Below are 15041 nucleotides of genomic sequence, written 5' to 3'. Positions count from 1 at the left end.
CGTTATCCGCGATGCCCCTCCTGACCTGGTGCGCTGCCCGCGACCGGGGGCGGCCGGGCGGTGTTCTTGTTACTCTCGTGGACCATCGGGCCTACCGCACGTGACGACGCGGCCGCCCGGACCGCGGGGAGGCGGATGGTGGACGAAGAGCCCGCAGACAGGCTCGGCGCGCGATTCCGGGTGGAGGAGGCGTCCGTCGCCGAGGGCAGGGGCAGGGTGCTGTTCGCCCACGACGAGCAGCTCGGCCGCCCCGTCGTGCTCAAGCGCACCGATTCGGTCGAGACCCGCGCCCTGGCACCCTCACCCACCCCCACATCGTCACCGTCCACGACGTCCTGACCCTCGACGACGGGGCCTGGGCGGGCACGTGGCTGGTCCTCGAACGCATGCCGAACGGCAGCCTGTCGGAGCGCACGTTCTCCCCTCGGGAGGCGGCCAGGATCGGCGCGCAGATCGCCGACGCGCTGGCGGCGCTGCACCGCAAGGGGCTGGTCCACTGCGACGTGAAACCGGCCAACATCGTCACCGACGCCGAGGGCACGGCGAAGCTCACCGACTTCGACGCCGTGTGGCGGATCGGCGGCGTGGAGACGATCTCGCCCGACCGGCCGATCTCCTACACGCCCGACTACGCCGGGCCCGAACTCGTCGGCGGGCGCCCGGGCGCGGCCTCCGACGTGTTCTCTTTAGGCGCCACCGTGTACGCCCTGGTCGCCGGCCACCCCCCACGTCCCTGGGCCCACGACGGCGATTCCGCCGCGGCCTCGCGCCGGGCGGACGGCGGCGGTTCCCTTGACGCGCGCATCGTCGGGCGGGCCGCGCACCACGGGGTCATCGAGATGGCGGTGGACGTGGGGCCGTTACGCCCGGTGCTGGCGGCGATGTTGCGCAGCGAGCCGGAGCGACGCCCGGCCGCCGCCGAGGCCCGCGACGCCCTGCGTGACGTCGCCGACCCGCCGCCGCTGTGGCGCAAGGCGCGCGACACGGCCTTACGCCGGTGGCCGGTGCTGGTGGCGGTGGTGGTCGCCCTGGCGCTGGCCGCGTCCGCGACGGCCTGGCTCACCGGCTCCCCGGCCGCGACCGCACCCCCGCTGTCCGCCACACAGCCCGCCTCACCACCCGTCACCCAGCCCGCCTCGCCATCGTCATCCGCAGGGGAGCTGCGGATCGTCGCGTCCAAGGGCGCGCCGACCAAGTACGGTGTCGAACAAGTTCACCTGGACCGCCGGCTGAGCCGGTGGCGGAGCGAGATCAGCGGACGACCGCTGAGCCGGTGGCGGAGCGAGGTCAGCGGACGACCGCGCACGCGTCCCGGTTGAGCGAGAACCGGGCCGGCGCCGACGCGTCGCCCGTGTGGGCGACCAGGTAGCCCAGGGTGACGCTGCTCCCCGGGGCGATCGAGCCGTTGTGGCCCGCGTCGGCCGCGGTGATCATGTCCCCGCTCTGGGTCAGGTCGGTGTTCCAGTCCCCGATGACGCTCTGCCCCCGCGCGAGGGGGAAGCGCAGCGTCCAGCCGTCGATCGGGGTGGCGCCGGTGTTGGTGACGGTGAGGTCGACGGTCATGCCGCCGCCCCAGGTCCGCGTGGTGTACGCGATCCGGCAGGTCGGCTCGGCGCGCTCGAACGAGACGCGGTGCAGGCCGCCGGGCAGGTCGTTCACGACGTAGAGCTCGCCCTCGGGCGTGGCGCCGAACGCGGTGACCTGCGTGGGCGTCTGGCCGAGCTCGGCCTGGTCGTAGCCGCCCGATCCGTTCTCACGCAGCGCCCACACGGTCGAGTAGCAGTAGTCGGTGGCGAGGTAGGTGCCGCCGACCAGGCCGGCGAACTGCTTGCCGCGATACACCTGCCCGCCGATGACCGCGCAGCCGCCGGTGTGCGGGGAGTAGGTGAAGACGGGCGCGGTGTACGCGGCCCCGGCACGGCACTGGGCCCGGTCGAACACCTCTAGCCCTTCGTAGCAGGACCAGCCCAGGTTCGCCCCCGCCTGCCGTCCCTTCCGCAGGTGGTTGATCTCCTCCCACCGGCCCTGGCCCACGTCGGCCACCCACAGCGAGCCGTCGGCCGGATCGACGGAGAACCGCCAGGGGTTGCGGCCGCCGTACAGCCAGATCTCCCCCCGCGCCCCCTCCACGCCGGCGAACGGGTTGTCGGCGGGCACGCAGTAGGCGAGCTCGCCGCAGCTTCTGCTGACATCGACCCGGATGACCTTGCCCAGGAGCGTGTCCAGGCGCTGGCCGCTGTCGAACGGGTCACCGGCGCCGCCGCCGTCGCCGATGCTCATGTAGAGGTGGCCGTCGGTGCCGAAGGTGATCTGGCCGCCGTTGTGGTTGCTGTTCTCGGCGTGCTCCTGGGCGAGCAGGGGTTCGAGGCGGGCGTCGTCCAGCCGGTACCTGGCCAGGGTGACCGCGCCGTCCGGGAGCGCGGTGTAGGCCAGGTACAGGTCCTGGCTCTGGGCGAAGTCGGGGGAGAGGGCGATGCCGAGCAGGCCCCGTTCGTTGCCGGACTCGTCGACGGAGGCCGTGATGTCGATGATCGGCGTCTGCGCCAGGCCGGTGTCCGGGTGGTAGACGCGTACCGTGCCGCGCTTCTCGGTGATGAACAGCCGCCGCGTGCCGTCGTCGGGGGCGGCGATGGCGGTGGGGCGGCGCAGCCCGAACGCGACCTGGGTGGTGGTCGCGTCGATCTCCTCCAGCGGCACCGTGGCGGCGGCGCGCGCGACGGGCGAGCCGGTCGTCGCGGCGACCGGCGGAGGGTTGAGCGGGGCGAGAAGTGGCAGGGACAGGGCGAGCAGCACGGGGGCCGCCCAGCGTCTTCCTGGCATGTCGAACTCCAGACCGGGGCATCGTCGGGATCCGCAGACCGGACGGTAGCGGCTCGCCCGGCGTCCCAACCAGGCCCGCGATCACCGCGCCCGCCCGGTGCGCCGGCTCCGGGCCGCTGACCGGCGACGACGCGCGTACGCCCGGCGCCGAGCCATGAAACGTACATTCGCCGCATGCCCGGATGCCCCGGCCCGCGTACGACGGCATCGGTTCGCCGACCGCCCGTGTGGGACAGAGGCGCGCGGGAGCGGGCGGCGTATGGTGGATGGACTGGGATCTTCAGCCTGTCGGCAACCGCGCCGGCGTCGCCCCGGCCGCAGCCGCCCTCACCTACCGCGACGCCCGCATCCTGGCCGAGCACCTCCATACCCGCCTCCACCTCGACGAAGGGACACCGATCATCGCCATTCCTGCCGTTCCCCCGTCCGAGGAGCCGGCCCGGCGGGTACGCCCCCACGTGAGCGAGGCGAAGCTGAGCCCGCGCGGCCAGCCGGCCCCCGACGCCCTCCACTGGACCTGCCCCCACGGACGCCACGCGGGCAAGGGCTGCGTCGCCTGCTACGAGGCCTCGACCGACGCCGACCCGGCGCTGCCGCTGTGGCGGATCGCGGTGTGGTTCACCTCGGAGCGGCCGATGCCGATCAGGGTGCTGAAGGACGTGCGCCGGCACGGCCGCAACTTCGCCCTCGACCAGCCGTCCACCCCGCTCGTCTACCTGCTCAGCGGCCAGGCGCGGGCCGCCACGAGCGCGGAGGCCATCGCCGGCCTGGTCGGATTCCTGGTCGGCAACCGGCACATCGTGGACGCGTTCACCGTGACGGAGATCCGCGCCGTCATCGCCTCCTGACCGGCCCGCCGCACCAACGCGCCACACCGACCCGCCACACCGACCCGCCGCACCGACCCGCCGCACCGGCCCACACAGGCTGCTGAACGGCCATGAAGTAGACTCAAAGCACCGAGGACTATTCGAGCGTCGGCACCCAGTCAGCGTCGCCCCCGGCGAACCACACCAGCGGCCCCATCTCGGCGGGCCTGGATGGGGCTAGCGACCATGACGCAACAACCGATCAGTGTGCACCGCTCAGCACAGCTTCGTCCTCGCACTCCTCCTTCGGCTCAGATCCAGGACCGCCACGAGAGCACCGCCATGGTGCCGGGCGGCCGCGCACCCGTCGACTTTTCCTTCACCGTCGTTCCGCAGAGGAGACGTATGACCATCACCAATGCCATGAAGCCGCACGAAGCGAGCACCCTCAAGCCCACCCTGATCCACCTGTCGGGTGACATCGACATCTTCACCACGGCCCAACTGCGCCAGCGGCTGCTCGACGCCCTGAGCCGCACCACCGGCACGCTCGTCCTCGACCTGTCCCGGGTCACCTTCTGCGGCGCCGGCGGGCTGGCCGTGCTGCTCGGCGTACAGGCCAGGGCCCGCGCGCTGGGCGTCACCCTGTCGCTGACCGGCATCCCACCCTTCATGACCCGCCTGCTCCGCATCACCGGTCTGGCCCCCCACTTCATCCGCGCGGCCTGACCGGCCCCTCTCCCTCCGCGGTCGAAGAGGAACTCCGGGTGGAAGGAACACCGGGTGGCCCGCGGGTTGTCCCCCGTGCGAGCTACCGGCGATTGTCCACCGAGTGGTGACGCTGCCGGGGTGATCGGATCCGTAGCGTAGCGGCATGGCCGCGGCGCTTCGGCCGCATCCCGCCGCCGGGTGAACCGCCCCGGTGTCACCGCTCTCCCTGGAGGACTCGAATGCTCCGCACGATCAAGCGGTCCGTGGTCGTCGCACTCTGCTGCACCGCGATCGGCGCGGGGCTCGCCGGTTGCGAGAGCGACGCGATGGACGACTGGGACCCCCTCGCCGGCACCGAGCAGACCGAGAAGAAGGCCGACGCCGCCCCGATCAACGGCACTCAGAAGATCAAGGTCGAGGGCAAGCAGGTGAACGTGTCGTGCTCGGGCGACGCGGCGGAGGGCGAGCTGGTCATCGTGCTGCTGCACGGCGCCGGTGACGGGGTGGAGAAGCTGGCGGCGCTGCAGAAGACGCTGAGCGGCAAGAACCGGGTCTGCTCCTACGACCGGCTGGGCTCCGGGGCGAGCGACCAGCCCGACGGCCCGCAGACCTTCGCGAGCAGCGGGAAGGTGCTCACCGGGGTGCTCGACCGGGTCGCCGGCGAGTCGCCGGTCGTGCTGGCGGGGCACTCGCTGGGCGGGCTGATCGCGGCCAGGTACGCCCCCGAGCACAAGGACCGGATCAAGGGTCTGGTGCTGATGGACGCGACGCCGTCCACGATGACCGCCGACATCAAGAAGGCCATCCCCGAGTCGGCCAAGGGCCCGGCGGCCGAACTGCGGGCCCAGAACCTGGCCATCTTCGCCGGGCAGAACCCCGAGAAGCTCGCCGTTCCCGACGGCAAGGTGGAGTCCGCCGGGGACATCCCGGTCGAGGTGCTCACGCACGGCAAGCCGTACCTCGCCGCGCTGCCCACGTACGGGCCGCTGCTGGAGAAGGCGTGGTCGGCGGGGCAGCGGGACTGGCTCGCCCTGTCGACCAGCAGCAAGCTGACCACGGCCGAGAAGAGCGAGCACTACATCTACGTGGACCAGCCCGAGATCGCCGTCAAGGCCATCGAGAGCGTCGCGGCGCTGGCCGGATGACGTCGAAAGTTTCGCTCGGAAAGAGAAACTTTACATAGATCGTCAAAAGCTCAATAATTCACGCGTAAGCCATCCCATCGCACGAAGCGTCAAGGAGGCAGCCGTGAGAAGGATCCACCGAGTCGCCAAGCTCGCCGTCGGCACGACGGCCGGGCTGGTGCTGGCGCTGGCCGGCAGCACCCCCGCCTCGGCGTCCACCTGGGAGCTGCGCGACCTGGAGCAGCGGATGTGCGTCACGTCGAGCTTCGGCCATCCCAACACGTACTTCGTGGCCGCGGTCGTCGGGAAGTGGTCGAAGACGGTCCGCGTCGGGCTGCGTAACCTGCCTCCCGGCTCGACCACCCTGGGCGACGACGCGATCCCGCCCGGTTCCAACTACCCCAACCCCGAGAACGGGGCGACGACGATCAACGGCTGGCTGCAGATCTCGATCGCTCCGCTCCCGGTCGGGGTCTACACCCCGACGCTGATCGCGTACGACGGGAAGGAGACCCAGTCGACCCCCATCACGATCACCTCGAAGACGGTCTGCTAGGAGTATCGGGGTGTGGCCCGCGATCCGGGCCACACCCCGAGTGCCGGAATTCGCATGAACCATGCCGTCCGAACCCTTCTTTACTAGGCTCGACCGGTGATCGATACGCGGCGAGTCAAGGATCTGTGGCGGCGGTGCGACGTCACGGTGCGAGATTTCCCGGTGGCGCTCTTCCTGACCATGGTGCCGCTCCTGCCGGAGTTCCAGGGCAACGGCACCCAGATCGGCGGCCTGCCCACTCGGCCCTATGACGCGCTGGCCATCCTGGTGGTCGCGCTGGAGTGCCTGCCGCTGACCGTGCGCCGCCGGTGGCCGATCGTCTGCGTCGCGCTGGTGTCGGTTGGGTTCGCCCTGGACCAGGTCTTCGCCTACCACTCGCTGGGGGGCACCGCGCTGCCCTTCGCGCTCGTCAGCGTGGGCGCCCATCTGCGGCGGGGCCGGCGCGTCGTCATGGTCCTGCTGTCGCTGGCGTACCTGGGGTTCGCGTACGCGCTCGACCGGGCCGGCGGGCAGGAGACGCCGGCCAACCACGCGCTGTTCTACCTGTCGATGGTGCTCGCGTGGGGAGTCGGCGCCTGGCTGCGCAACACCAGGGCGGCCGAGGCCGAGCGCCGCCGCCATGTCGCCGAGGCCACCCGTGCCGCGGAACGCACCCGCATCGCCCGCGAACTGCACGACGTGGTGACCCACCACGTGACCGCGATCGTCGTACAGGCCGAGGCCGCCCGCTATCTCACCGCCGCGCCCGATCGCCTCGACGCGACCCTCAGCGCCGTCACCGACACCGGCCGGCGGGCCATCACTGACCTGCGGCACATGCTCGACGTGCTCGATCCCGGCCATGACTCAGGTGACGAGACGCCGGCCTCCGGCGACCTGCGTGCCCTGGTCGAGCAGACGCGCCAGGCGGGGCAGCCGGTGGAGTTCGTCGAGGAGGGCGAGGCCGCGGATCCATCCGGTGGCGGGCATTTCGTGATTTATCGGGTGGTGCAGGAGTCGCTGACGAACGCCCTCAAATACGCCCACGGCGCCCCCACCGTGGTTCGTGTCCGCCATGGTGAGAACGTGATCGAGGCGGAGGTCGCCAACGACGGCACCGGCTCGCGGTCCGGCTCTCCCGGCGGGAGCGGGCGCGGCCTGGCCGGCCTCCGCGACCGGGTCGAGGCCCTGGGCGGCGAGTTCAGCGCGGCTCCGCAGGCGGACGGCGGCTTCGTCGTACGGGCTCACGTCCCCACGCAAACAGCGCAAGCCGGCCGGTCCGGTCAGCTCAGTGAGGCGGTGGCCGCGCGGAGTTCGTCCAGGGCGGCCAGGGCGTAGCCGGCCAGGTCGTCATCGCCGTCGCGCTCGCCCTCCGCCCATTCCTGGTAACCCCGCTTGAACGCGAGCACCCCCAGCTCGCCCGCGAGAGCCGCGATCGGATCGGGTACGCCCCGGGCGACCAGCGCGGTGGTCATCGCGGCAGCGAGGCTGACGGTCTTGAGCGCGTCACGTGCCTGCAGTTCGCCGCTGGCGGCGATGGCCGCCTTCAGCCGGGGGGCGAACTCGCGATTCGCCGGCCCCATCGTGCTCGACGCGCGCCGGAGACCGGCGGCGACCGCCTCCAGCGGGCCGGCGTCGGCGGGCGCCTCGGCGATGCCCTCGGCCAGCAGCCGGCTCAGCGTCTCCTGGCCGGCCACCAGCAGCTCCCGTTTGTCGGGGAAGTGGCGGAAGAAGGTGCTCTTGGTGACTCCGGCGCGCTCGGCGATCTGCGCGACCGTGGTGGCGTCGTATCCCTGCTCGGTGAACAGGTCGACGGCGGCCACGACGAGGCGTTCGCGCGCACCTGGTTCCCATCGGCCCATGGCTCCATCGTAGCGTGATGAGACCTTTGTCCCATCACCCTGCTACAGTGATGGGACAAAAGTCTCATCACTTGTGGGAGTGTTCCATGCGCGTCTTCATCACCGGCGGCACCGGCCTGATCGGCTCCGCCGTCGTCGCCGAGCTGCTCGGCCACGGCCACACCGTCCTCGCCCTCGCCCGCTCCGACGCCTCGGCGCGGGCCGCCAAGGAGGCCGGCGCCGAGCCGCTGCGCGGAGGTCTCGCCGATCTGGACGTCCTGCGCGCCGGCGCCGCCCAGGCCGACGGCGTGATCCACCTGGCCTTCGCCAACGACTTCAGCGGCGCCGACGCCCTCGTGAAGGCGGTCGCCGAGGAGAGCGCCGCCCTCGCGGCCCTCGGGGAGGAGCTCGTCGGCAGCGACCGCCCTCTCGTCGCCGCCTCGGGCACGCCCCTCGCGCCGGGCCGCGCCTCCACCGAGGCCGACCCCGCGATGACCGAAGGACCGGTCGGCGGTCGCGGTCGCGCGGTCACGGCGATCCTGGACCTGGCCGAGCGCGGGGTCCGCAGCACGGCCGTACGCCTGCCGCGTACGGTGCACAACCAGGGCCAGGGCGGGTTCGCCGGCCTGCTCACCGGCATCGCCCGGCAGGCCGGCGTGTCCGGCTACCTGGGCGACGGCACCCAGCGCTGGCCGGCCGTGCACGCGCTCGACGCGGCGGTCCTCTTCCGGCTCGCCCTGGAGACGGCACCGGCCGGCACGGCCTGGCACGCCGTCGCCGACGAAGGCGACCAGGTACGCGACATCGCCGCGGTCATCGGCCGCCGGCTGGGCCTGCCGGTCGAGTCGGTACCGCCGGAGACCTACGGCCCGCTCGCCCCGATCTTCGCCGCCGACCAGCCCTCGTCCAGCGCCCACACCCGGCAGACGCTCGGCTGGGAGCCGAAGCACCCCAGCCTGCTGGAGGACCTGGAGCAGATCCAGCCCTGAGGACCGGGTCGATACGATGGCAGGGTGGCGACGGCACACGACCGGACAGGCGACCTCGCCGCGCTCGATCCCGAGTCGGCCGGGTGGGTGCGCGCGCTGCGCGGCCCTGAGCCGAATCGGCAGGCGGCCGTCGAGCGGCTGCACGCGCTGCTCCTGCGCATCGCGAGGAACGAGGTCCGCAGGCGGAGCGCGCGGCTCGGCGTCACCGGCCCCGAGCTCGATGACCTCGCCCACCAGGCCGCGGCCGACGCGCTGCTGGCCATCACCGGCAAGATCGGCGACTTCCGGGGCGAGAGCAGGTTCACGACCTGGGCCTACAAGTTCGTCATCCTGGAGGTGTCGGCGAAGGTCGGGCGACATTTCTGGCGCAACCCCCGCGTACCTTTCGATACCGAGGACTGGGAGCGGCTGCCCGACCGGTTCGGGCTCGACCCGGCCGCGGAGTCCGAATGGCGCGACCTGCTCGCCGCGCTGCGCCGCGCCGTCGAGGAGAAGCTGACCGAACGGCAACGCCGGATCTTCGTCGCGCTGGTGCTCGCGGAGGTGCCGCTGGACGCCCTGGTCGTCGAGCTCGGCACCAACCGCAACGCGATCTACAAGACGATGTTCGACGCCAGGCGCAAGCTCAGGGCCGCGCTCGTCGCGGCCGGTCACATGGATCACGACATGGTGAGGCGATCGTGAACGGCTGGGCTGAGCTGGACCGCTTCCTGGAGACCGATCCACGCGACGTGGGCTGCGAGGAGGCGATGGCCCTGCTCCACGTGTACGTCGAACTGGTGGCTCGGGACGCCGGAGCCGAGCGGCATCATCCGGGCATCGCCGCCCACCTGCGCGCGTGCGGCCCGTGCTCGGACGACTTCGAAGGCCTGCTGGCCGCGGTCACCGGCCAAGGGCCCTGAGCCCGGATGCGGTGGCGCTGTGGCGCGCGTCACATGGGGGTAAGACCTCGCCGGTGGCCGCCGCGAACCAGGTATGACCGATTCGTTCAACGGCAAGACCGCTCCGGCGGCTCTGCTGCACCCAGGTGACGCATTCCCGGCACTCACGCTGTCGCTGCCCGGCGACGAGACGCTCCGACTGCCCGACGCTCTCGCCGGCGGCTTCGGCGTGGTGCTCTTCTACCGGGGCTCGTGGTGCCCGTACTGCAACGCCCAGCTCCGCGCGTTCCAGCGGTCGCTGGACAAGCTCGCCGAGCTGGACGTCAAGGTGGTCGCGGTCTCGGTCGACGACGAAGCCACCACCAAGGAGCTGGTCGGCAAGCACGGCCTGACGTTCCCGGTGGGGCACAGCGCCGACGCGGCCGCCTTCGCGGCGGTGACGGGCGCGTTCGTGCACACCGACCCCACCTACCTGGAGTCGACCGGCTTCGTGCTCGACCCGGACGGCAGGGTTCTCGTCAGCGTGTACTCCAGCGGGGCCATCGGCCGCCTCGTCCCCGAGGACGTCGCCGGCCTGATCCGGTACGTACGAGAGCACGCGGCCGGTTGATCAGAGGTCGAGCACCAGGTCGTGGCGCGGTGTGGCGCAGCAGATGAGGACCTCGCCGGTGGGCGGTGGCTCCAGCGGGTCGGGGGCGTAGGACACGTCCCCGGCCAGGAGCGGCGTCGTGCAGGTGTGGCAGACCCCCGTACGGCAGGACCAGCGCGTCGGCACGTCGCAGGCGTCCGCTAGATCGAGCACGGAACGGTGGCGTGGTGACCAGCGGACCGACAGGCCGCTGCGGGCGAACGTGATCAGCGGCCCGGTGCCCGGCTCGCCCGGCGGCTGGTGCGGCGCCACCGCGGGGCGAGTCGTGAGGCCGGGGTTGATGGCGGCCAGCGCACCGAACAGTTCGGTGTGGATCCTGTCGTCCGCCAGCCCGATCGTGGTGAGCGTCGCGCGCATGGCGTCCATGAAAGGGGCCGGGCCGCACAGGTAGGCGCCGGCGTCGGTGGGCAGCCCGAGCCCCGCCACACTCTCCAGACCGGGCCGGCCCCGATGAACCTCAGCCCGCACCCCGTCCCCGCCGTCGCTGCTGCCGTCGCCAGGGCTGGGGCCGGGGCCGCTCGCGCGATCCGAGCCGTCGCCGGTCGCGCCGTTCTTCGCCGTGTAGAAGATGTGCTCGTGGGCCTCGGGCAGGTCGCGGAGCAGGGCGTGCGCCTCGTGGGCGAAGAGGTGCTCGCTGCGGTTGCGCGCCGCGTGGATCCACCAGACGGGCCGCGCGGTACGTTCGGCGGCCAGGCGGTGCAGCATCGCCATGACCGGGGTCGCGCCGACGCCGGCCGAGACGAGCACCACCGGCCCGTCCCCGGGGACGAGCACGAAGTCGCCGCGCGGAGCCGCCACCTCCAGCACCGCGCCGACCCGCAGCCCGGCGTGCAGGTAGCGGCTGACCAGGCCGTGCTCCTCGCGTTTGACACTCACCCGGTACGCGGACGCGCCAGGCGCGGAGGAGAGAGAGTAACTGCGTACCGGCGGCGGATCGCCGGCCCCGTCGACCCGGAGGGTGAGGTACTGACCGGCCTCGGCGGCGGGCAGCGCGCCCCCGTCGGCCGCTTCGAGCTCGACGGAGAGCACGGACGGGGTCTCGTGCACGAGCCCGGTGACCCGCAACGGCCGGAACCCCGGCCAAGCCTCCGCACGTGGCCCGGCCTCAGCAGCCCCGCCAACCTCAGCAGTCCCAGCGGCAGCCGCCATATCGCGGAACGACTGCTGCCACCCAGGACTGAGCGCCGGAATGGCGAGCGCTCTGCGAAGTTTGTCCGGATCGCGCCCCGGAAGATAGAGCAACGCGTCGATGTCGGCCACGCTGAGCGCCCCCGGCCCGGTCCGCGTCTTGACGATGGCGTCCCCCGCCCGCACCACCCCCTCGGTGATGACCCGCAGGTAGAAGCCCGGCCGATGGTGAGAGACGAGCAGGGCGGGCAGTTCGGGCTCGCCGAGCCGCATGCCGACCCGGTAACAGGTGACCCGAGGCTGGGTGACCTCGAACTCCGCCTCTCCGATGCGGTACCGGTCGCCGACGCACACCTCGTCGTCGGGCAGCCCGTCGACGGTGAAGTTCTCCCCGAACTGGCCGTACTCGAAGTCGGAGCGGCCGAAGTGCTCCTGCCAGTGGGCGTACGACTCGATCTGGTAGACGAGCACGGCCCGCTGCTCGCCGCCGTGTCCCTGGAGGTCGCCCTGGCCGTCGCCGTCGATGTTGAGCCGCCTGACCAGGCGCGGGCCGGTGACGGGATGTTTCCACACGCCCGTGTGCACAGTCCTGCCCTGCCAGGACACGTCCTTCGGCATCCCGACGTTCACCGACAAGAGCTTCGCCGTCATGATCCTCGCCGTGGTGTGGCCCACCCCAGGTCGCCGTTCACCTCCACCCTAACCAGCGGCTTCCCGGAGACCGCGACCGCCACGCGCGCAGCGGCCGAGGCCCGCGCCCGCCGCACTTCTTACGGACCGCGGACGGTACCGCCCGGGACGGCCACCGGAGCGCTCGGCGGTGTCAGGCTTCGAGACATGAGCAGGCGCCTGACAAGCATCGCGGTGACCTTCGGCCAGTCGTTGGCCGGCAGGTTCACCAGCCGGCTGCGTTCGGAACGGGTGGCGGCCAAGCTGGGGATGTGGCTGGGGATCAGCTTCACCGTCGCCTTCGCGACCGGCCTCTTCAGCCACTTCACCCAGCATCCGCCCACGTGGCTGCTGTGGCCGTCGCGGCCGGTCAACCTCTACCGGGTGACGCAGGGCCTGCACGTCATCGGCGGCATCGCCACGGTCCCGCTGCTGCTGGCCAAGTTGTGGACGGTCTACCCGAAGCTCTGGCAGTGGCCGCCGTTCCGCTCCGCGGGGCACGCGGCCGAGCGGCTGTTCGTGCTGCTGCTGGTCGCGGGCGCGTTGTTCCAGCTCGTCACGGGGCTGCTGAACATCGCCTACACCTACCCGTGGCCGTTCGGGTTCGTGCAGGCGCACTACTGGACCGCCTTCATCGTCTACGGCGCGCTCGTCATCCACGCCGTCAACGAGTGGTCCAAGGTCAGGCGGCATCTGTGGGTACGCGTGGAGGACCCCGACCGGCGCCGCTTCCTGACCACGGTCGCCGCCGCGTGCGGCGTGGCGGCGCTGGTCACGGTGGGTGAGGCGGTCACCCCGCTGAAGGGGCTGGCGGTGCTGGCGCCGCGCGATCCTGACGCGGGGCCGCAGGGTGTGCCGGTCAACCGGTCGGCCGCGGCGGCGGGGGTGCGGGTGGCGCCGGGCGATCCGGCGTACCGGCTGGTGGTGACGGGAGCCGTGCGCACGGAGCTGTCGCTCGCCTACGCCGACCTCGCCGCCCTGCCCCAGCACACGGTACGGCTGCCGATCGCCTGCGTGGAGGGCTGGAGCGTGGAGTGCGAGTGGACGGGCGTACGCCTGCGCGACCTGATCACCCGGGCAGGCGCCGCGCCGGACGCGTTCCTGACGATCGAGTCGCTCGAACGCACCGGCTACTACCGCACCAGCGAGGTACGCCCCCCGCACTGGAACGACCCGCTGACCCTCCTGGCACTCCGACTGAACGGCCACCCGCTGGACGCCGACCACGGCTACCCGGTGCGGCTGATCGCGCCCAACCGGCCCGGCGTCATGCAGACCAAGTGGGTCGGCACGGTGAGGGTCGCATGAGGTGGGTCCTGTACGCGGCCGGCGCCGCGCTGGTGGGCCTCGGGTTCACCGGCCTGTTCCTGGACAGCGGTCCGATCGGCTGGGCGCTGTGGTTCGGCGGCGTCGTGGTGGCGCATGACGGGATCCTGGTTCCCGTGGTCCTGCTGATCGGCCTGGCCGTGCGCCGGGCGGGCGGTGCGGTGCGGGCGGTCGCGATCGTGGCCGGCACGGTGACGCTCGCGACCCTGCCGACCGTGCTGGCGCTGGGCCGGCGGGCGGACAACCCGTCGATCCTCCCCCTCGACTACGTCCGCAACCTGCTGCTCGTCCTGGGCGTGCTCGCTCTCGCCGCACTGGCTCCCCGGTTGTGGCGGGCGGCACGACGGAAGCGCGGGGGCCGCGCGCCCGAGTCGGATCGCTGACTCCGTCCCGACCACGACACGAGGTCCGGTACGGGCGGAGTACGGACAGCGCCGCGCCAGCGGCGGTCCCTAGCGTTCTCGTCAAGACGCCCAAGATCTGGACCTCGACCGGACCCGCGGCCGGACAGCCGTACACGTACGGCACCGCGTGACGTCACTGTGCTCACGTTCTCCCAAGTGACTCTTCGTGAATCGCGCCGATCTGTCGTTCATCGACTTCCGCCATGAAGGGAAACCAGTGAAACCAGGAATCATCGCGTCGGTCGTGGCCTTCTTAGTCGCGACCACCAGCGCCGTCTTCGTGAACGCGCCCTCCGCCTCCGCCGACGGCCTGAGCAACCCGAGCGGCACGCTCACCACCGAGTGCGACGGCGCCAGCAGCTTCCTCCAGGTCGACTGGAAGGCCGGCGACAAGGTGACCATCCGCTGGCGGGTCGACGACACCGGCACGGCGAGCAACTTCTCCCCGGTGCTGCGGATCCAGGCTCACGACGCCGACCACAGCTCGGCGCCGTTCACGTTCCCCAGCGGCGACGCGCACTTCGTCCTCAACAGCGGCAACGGCACCCATGACGTGGGCCTGAAGTCCGACTGGAACCCGGAGGCCATCGGCAACATCAACCACCTGCGGGTGCAGATCCAGAACGGCACCACCGCCCAGGGCACCAACTGCGTCGAGGTGCGGGAGATCTACAACTGGAGCATGATCGGCCACAAGAACGCCATGGCGAAGCGCGGCGTCGACTACGTGCTCGGCGGTGAGGGGACGCCGGCCAAACCCGGGTACGACTGCTCGGGCCTCGTCTACGCCTCCTACAACCCGATCGGCAACTTCCCCGGCTGGCCCGTCCGCCGTGCCGTCGACATGTGGAGATGGGCGGAGAGCCACCAGTCCCCGTCGAAGTTCTACGCCAAGTCCGTCGCCTGGTCCGACCTGAAGGTCGGCGACCTGATCTTCTACAAGACGACCGATGAAGCCGTCGGCCACGTCTCGTTCTGGGAGGGGGACGGCAACGTCCTCGACGCGCTCGAACCGGGCACCAAGGTTTCCGTCCATCCCGAGGGCGGCCTGCGCAACGTCCGCGTCGCGGCCTTCCGCATCCTCGGCGTGGCGACCGTGCCCACAGACTGACATCGTTCCCGCCGCGAGCCCAGTGTGCCGAGCCAGGCACTCTG

General features: G+C 71.8%; 17 protein-coding genes. 14 read left to right on the top strand and 3 right to left on the bottom strand.

The annotated features are described in order from the left end of the window. The first annotated feature begins 135 nt into the window (after positions 1-135). The gene (locus AB0C27_RS05840; protein WP_357838456.1) at positions 136-339 is read left to right on the top strand and encodes a hypothetical protein; all 204 of its coding nucleotides are present in this window, start codon (positions 136-138) and stop codon (positions 337-339) included. Next, the gene (locus tag AB0C27_RS05835; RefSeq protein WP_357840631.1) at positions 315-1319 is read left to right on the top strand and encodes a serine/threonine-protein kinase; all 1005 of its coding nucleotides are present in this window, start codon (positions 315-317) and stop codon (positions 1317-1319) included. Before AB0C27_RS05840 ends, AB0C27_RS05835 begins: the two co-directional genes overlap by 25 nt. Here AB0C27_RS05835 and AB0C27_RS05830 read toward each other — a convergent pair. Continuing rightward, positions 1288-2820, bottom strand: coding sequence for a PQQ-dependent sugar dehydrogenase (locus AB0C27_RS05830; protein WP_357838454.1), 1533 nt, complete (start codon positions 2818-2820; stop codon positions 1288-1290). The two genes, AB0C27_RS05835 and AB0C27_RS05830, sit on opposite strands and share 32 nt — an antisense overlap. Before the next feature lie 266 nt (positions 2821-3086). Between AB0C27_RS05830 and AB0C27_RS05825 the strand changes: the two genes are divergently transcribed. From AB0C27_RS05825 to AB0C27_RS05805, 5 genes are all read left to right on the top strand, one after another. Next, a complete protein-coding gene (locus AB0C27_RS05825) occupies positions 3087-3668 on the top strand; it encodes a hypothetical protein (protein ID WP_357838451.1) in 582 nt (193 codons plus the stop codon). Positions 3669-4034: 366 nt separating this feature from the next. Continuing rightward, a complete protein-coding gene (locus AB0C27_RS05820; protein WP_357838448.1) occupies positions 4035-4358 on the top strand; it encodes an STAS domain-containing protein in 324 nt (107 codons plus the stop codon). A 221-nt stretch (positions 4359-4579) separates the two neighbouring features. Further along, a complete protein-coding gene (locus tag AB0C27_RS05815) occupies positions 4580-5485 on the top strand; it encodes an alpha/beta hydrolase (protein ID WP_357838446.1) in 906 nt (301 codons plus the stop codon). Positions 5486-5588: 103 nt separating this feature from the next. Beyond that, positions 5589-6020, top strand: coding sequence for a DUF5980 family protein (locus AB0C27_RS05810; protein ID WP_357838443.1), 432 nt, complete (start codon positions 5589-5591; stop codon positions 6018-6020). 96 nt (positions 6021-6116) lie between these two features. Beyond that, the gene (locus tag AB0C27_RS05805; RefSeq protein ID WP_357838440.1) at positions 6117-7337 is read left to right on the top strand and encodes a histidine kinase; all 1221 of its coding nucleotides are present in this window, start codon (positions 6117-6119) and stop codon (positions 7335-7337) included. Here the strand turns inward: AB0C27_RS05805 and AB0C27_RS05800 are convergent. After that, positions 7283-7861: a helix-turn-helix domain-containing protein gene (locus tag AB0C27_RS05800; RefSeq protein ID WP_357838438.1), complete on the bottom strand. Its 579-nt coding sequence runs from the start codon at positions 7859-7861 to the stop codon at positions 7283-7285. The two genes, AB0C27_RS05805 and AB0C27_RS05800, sit on opposite strands and share 55 nt — an antisense overlap. A gap of 86 nt (positions 7862-7947) precedes the next feature. Here AB0C27_RS05800 and AB0C27_RS05795 point away from each other — a divergent pair, with 86 nt between their 5' ends. From AB0C27_RS05795 to AB0C27_RS05780, 4 genes are all read left to right on the top strand, one after another. Next, positions 7948-8829: an SDR family oxidoreductase gene (locus tag AB0C27_RS05795; protein WP_357838435.1), complete on the top strand. Its 882-nt coding sequence runs from the start codon at positions 7948-7950 to the stop codon at positions 8827-8829. A 24-nt stretch (positions 8830-8853) separates the two neighbouring features. Next, a complete protein-coding gene (locus AB0C27_RS05790; RefSeq protein WP_357838432.1) occupies positions 8854-9513 on the top strand; it encodes a sigma-70 family RNA polymerase sigma factor in 660 nt (219 codons plus the stop codon). Continuing rightward, positions 9510-9731, top strand: coding sequence for a hypothetical protein (locus AB0C27_RS05785; RefSeq protein ID WP_357838429.1), 222 nt, complete (start codon positions 9510-9512; stop codon positions 9729-9731). The genes AB0C27_RS05790 and AB0C27_RS05785 overlap by 4 nt, the downstream gene beginning before the upstream one ends. A 73-nt stretch (positions 9732-9804) precedes the next feature. After that, on the top strand, positions 9805-10320 hold the full coding sequence (locus AB0C27_RS05780; protein WP_357838426.1) for a peroxiredoxin family protein: 516 nt from the start codon (positions 9805-9807) through the stop codon (positions 10318-10320). On the opposite strand, the gene AB0C27_RS05775 is transcribed toward AB0C27_RS05780, so the two are convergent. Then, on the bottom strand, positions 10321-12138 hold the full coding sequence (locus AB0C27_RS05775; RefSeq protein WP_357838424.1) for an MOSC and FAD-binding oxidoreductase domain-containing protein: 1818 nt from the start codon (positions 12136-12138) through the stop codon (positions 10321-10323). Between the two features lie 186 nt (positions 12139-12324). Between AB0C27_RS05775 and AB0C27_RS05770 the strand changes: the two genes are divergently transcribed. The 3 genes from AB0C27_RS05770 (at position 12325) to AB0C27_RS05760 (ending at position 14997) form a co-directional block, all read left to right on the top strand. Continuing rightward, positions 12325-13464, top strand: a complete 1140-nt coding sequence (locus AB0C27_RS05770) for a molybdopterin-dependent oxidoreductase (RefSeq protein WP_357838421.1) — start codon at positions 12325-12327, stop codon at positions 13462-13464. Then, positions 13461-13865 carry a hypothetical protein gene (locus AB0C27_RS05765; RefSeq protein WP_346110801.1) on the top strand — a complete coding sequence of 135 codons (405 nt, stop codon included), beginning with the start codon at positions 13461-13463 and terminating at the stop codon, positions 13863-13865. The genes AB0C27_RS05770 and AB0C27_RS05765 overlap by 4 nt, the downstream gene beginning before the upstream one ends. Positions 13866-14130: 265 nt before the next feature. Then, positions 14131-14997 (top strand): NlpC/P60 family protein, encoded by an 867-nt coding sequence (locus tag AB0C27_RS05760; protein WP_357838418.1) that lies wholly within the window; start codon positions 14131-14133, stop codon positions 14995-14997. Positions 14998-15041: the final 44 nt, after the last annotated feature.

The sequence above is a fragment of the Nonomuraea sp. NPDC048882 genome, from assembly GCF_040649755.1.
Taxonomy (GTDB): Bacteria; Actinomycetota; Actinomycetes; order Streptosporangiales; family Streptosporangiaceae; genus Nonomuraea; species Nonomuraea maheshkhaliensis.
Note: the sequence above shows the minus strand (reverse complement) of the source record. Positions and strands in the feature narration are given on the sequence as shown.

Excerpts from the sequence above, each read along its gene's own strand:
- AB0C27_RS05840 (WP_357838456.1), top strand. The coding sequence starts at position 136 with ATGGTGGACGAAGAGCCCGCAGACAGGCTCGGCGCGCGATTCCGGGTG.
- AB0C27_RS05830 (WP_357838454.1), bottom strand. The coding sequence starts at position 2,820 with ATGCCAGGAAGACGCTGGGCGGCCCCCGTGCTGCTCGCCCTGTCCCTG.
- AB0C27_RS05825 (WP_357838451.1), top strand. The coding sequence starts at position 3,087 with ATGGACTGGGATCTTCAGCCTGTCGGCAACCGCGCCGGCGTCGCCCCG.
- AB0C27_RS05820 (WP_357838448.1), top strand. The coding sequence starts at position 4,035 with ATGACCATCACCAATGCCATGAAGCCGCACGAAGCGAGCACCCTCAAG.
- AB0C27_RS05815 (WP_357838446.1), top strand. The coding sequence starts at position 4,580 with ATGCTCCGCACGATCAAGCGGTCCGTGGTCGTCGCACTCTGCTGCACC.
- AB0C27_RS05800 (WP_357838438.1), bottom strand. The coding sequence starts at position 7,861 with ATGGGCCGATGGGAACCAGGTGCGCGCGAACGCCTCGTCGTGGCCGCC.
- AB0C27_RS05795 (WP_357838435.1), top strand. The coding sequence starts at position 7,948 with ATGCGCGTCTTCATCACCGGCGGCACCGGCCTGATCGGCTCCGCCGTC.
- AB0C27_RS05780 (WP_357838426.1), top strand. The coding sequence starts at position 9,805 with ATGACCGATTCGTTCAACGGCAAGACCGCTCCGGCGGCTCTGCTGCAC.
- AB0C27_RS05775 (WP_357838424.1), bottom strand. The coding sequence starts at position 12,138 with ATGACGGCGAAGCTCTTGTCGGTGAACGTCGGGATGCCGAAGGACGTG.
- AB0C27_RS05770 (WP_357838421.1), top strand. The coding sequence starts at position 12,325 with ATGAGCAGGCGCCTGACAAGCATCGCGGTGACCTTCGGCCAGTCGTTG.
- AB0C27_RS05765 (WP_346110801.1), top strand. The coding sequence starts at position 13,461 with ATGAGGTGGGTCCTGTACGCGGCCGGCGCCGCGCTGGTGGGCCTCGGG.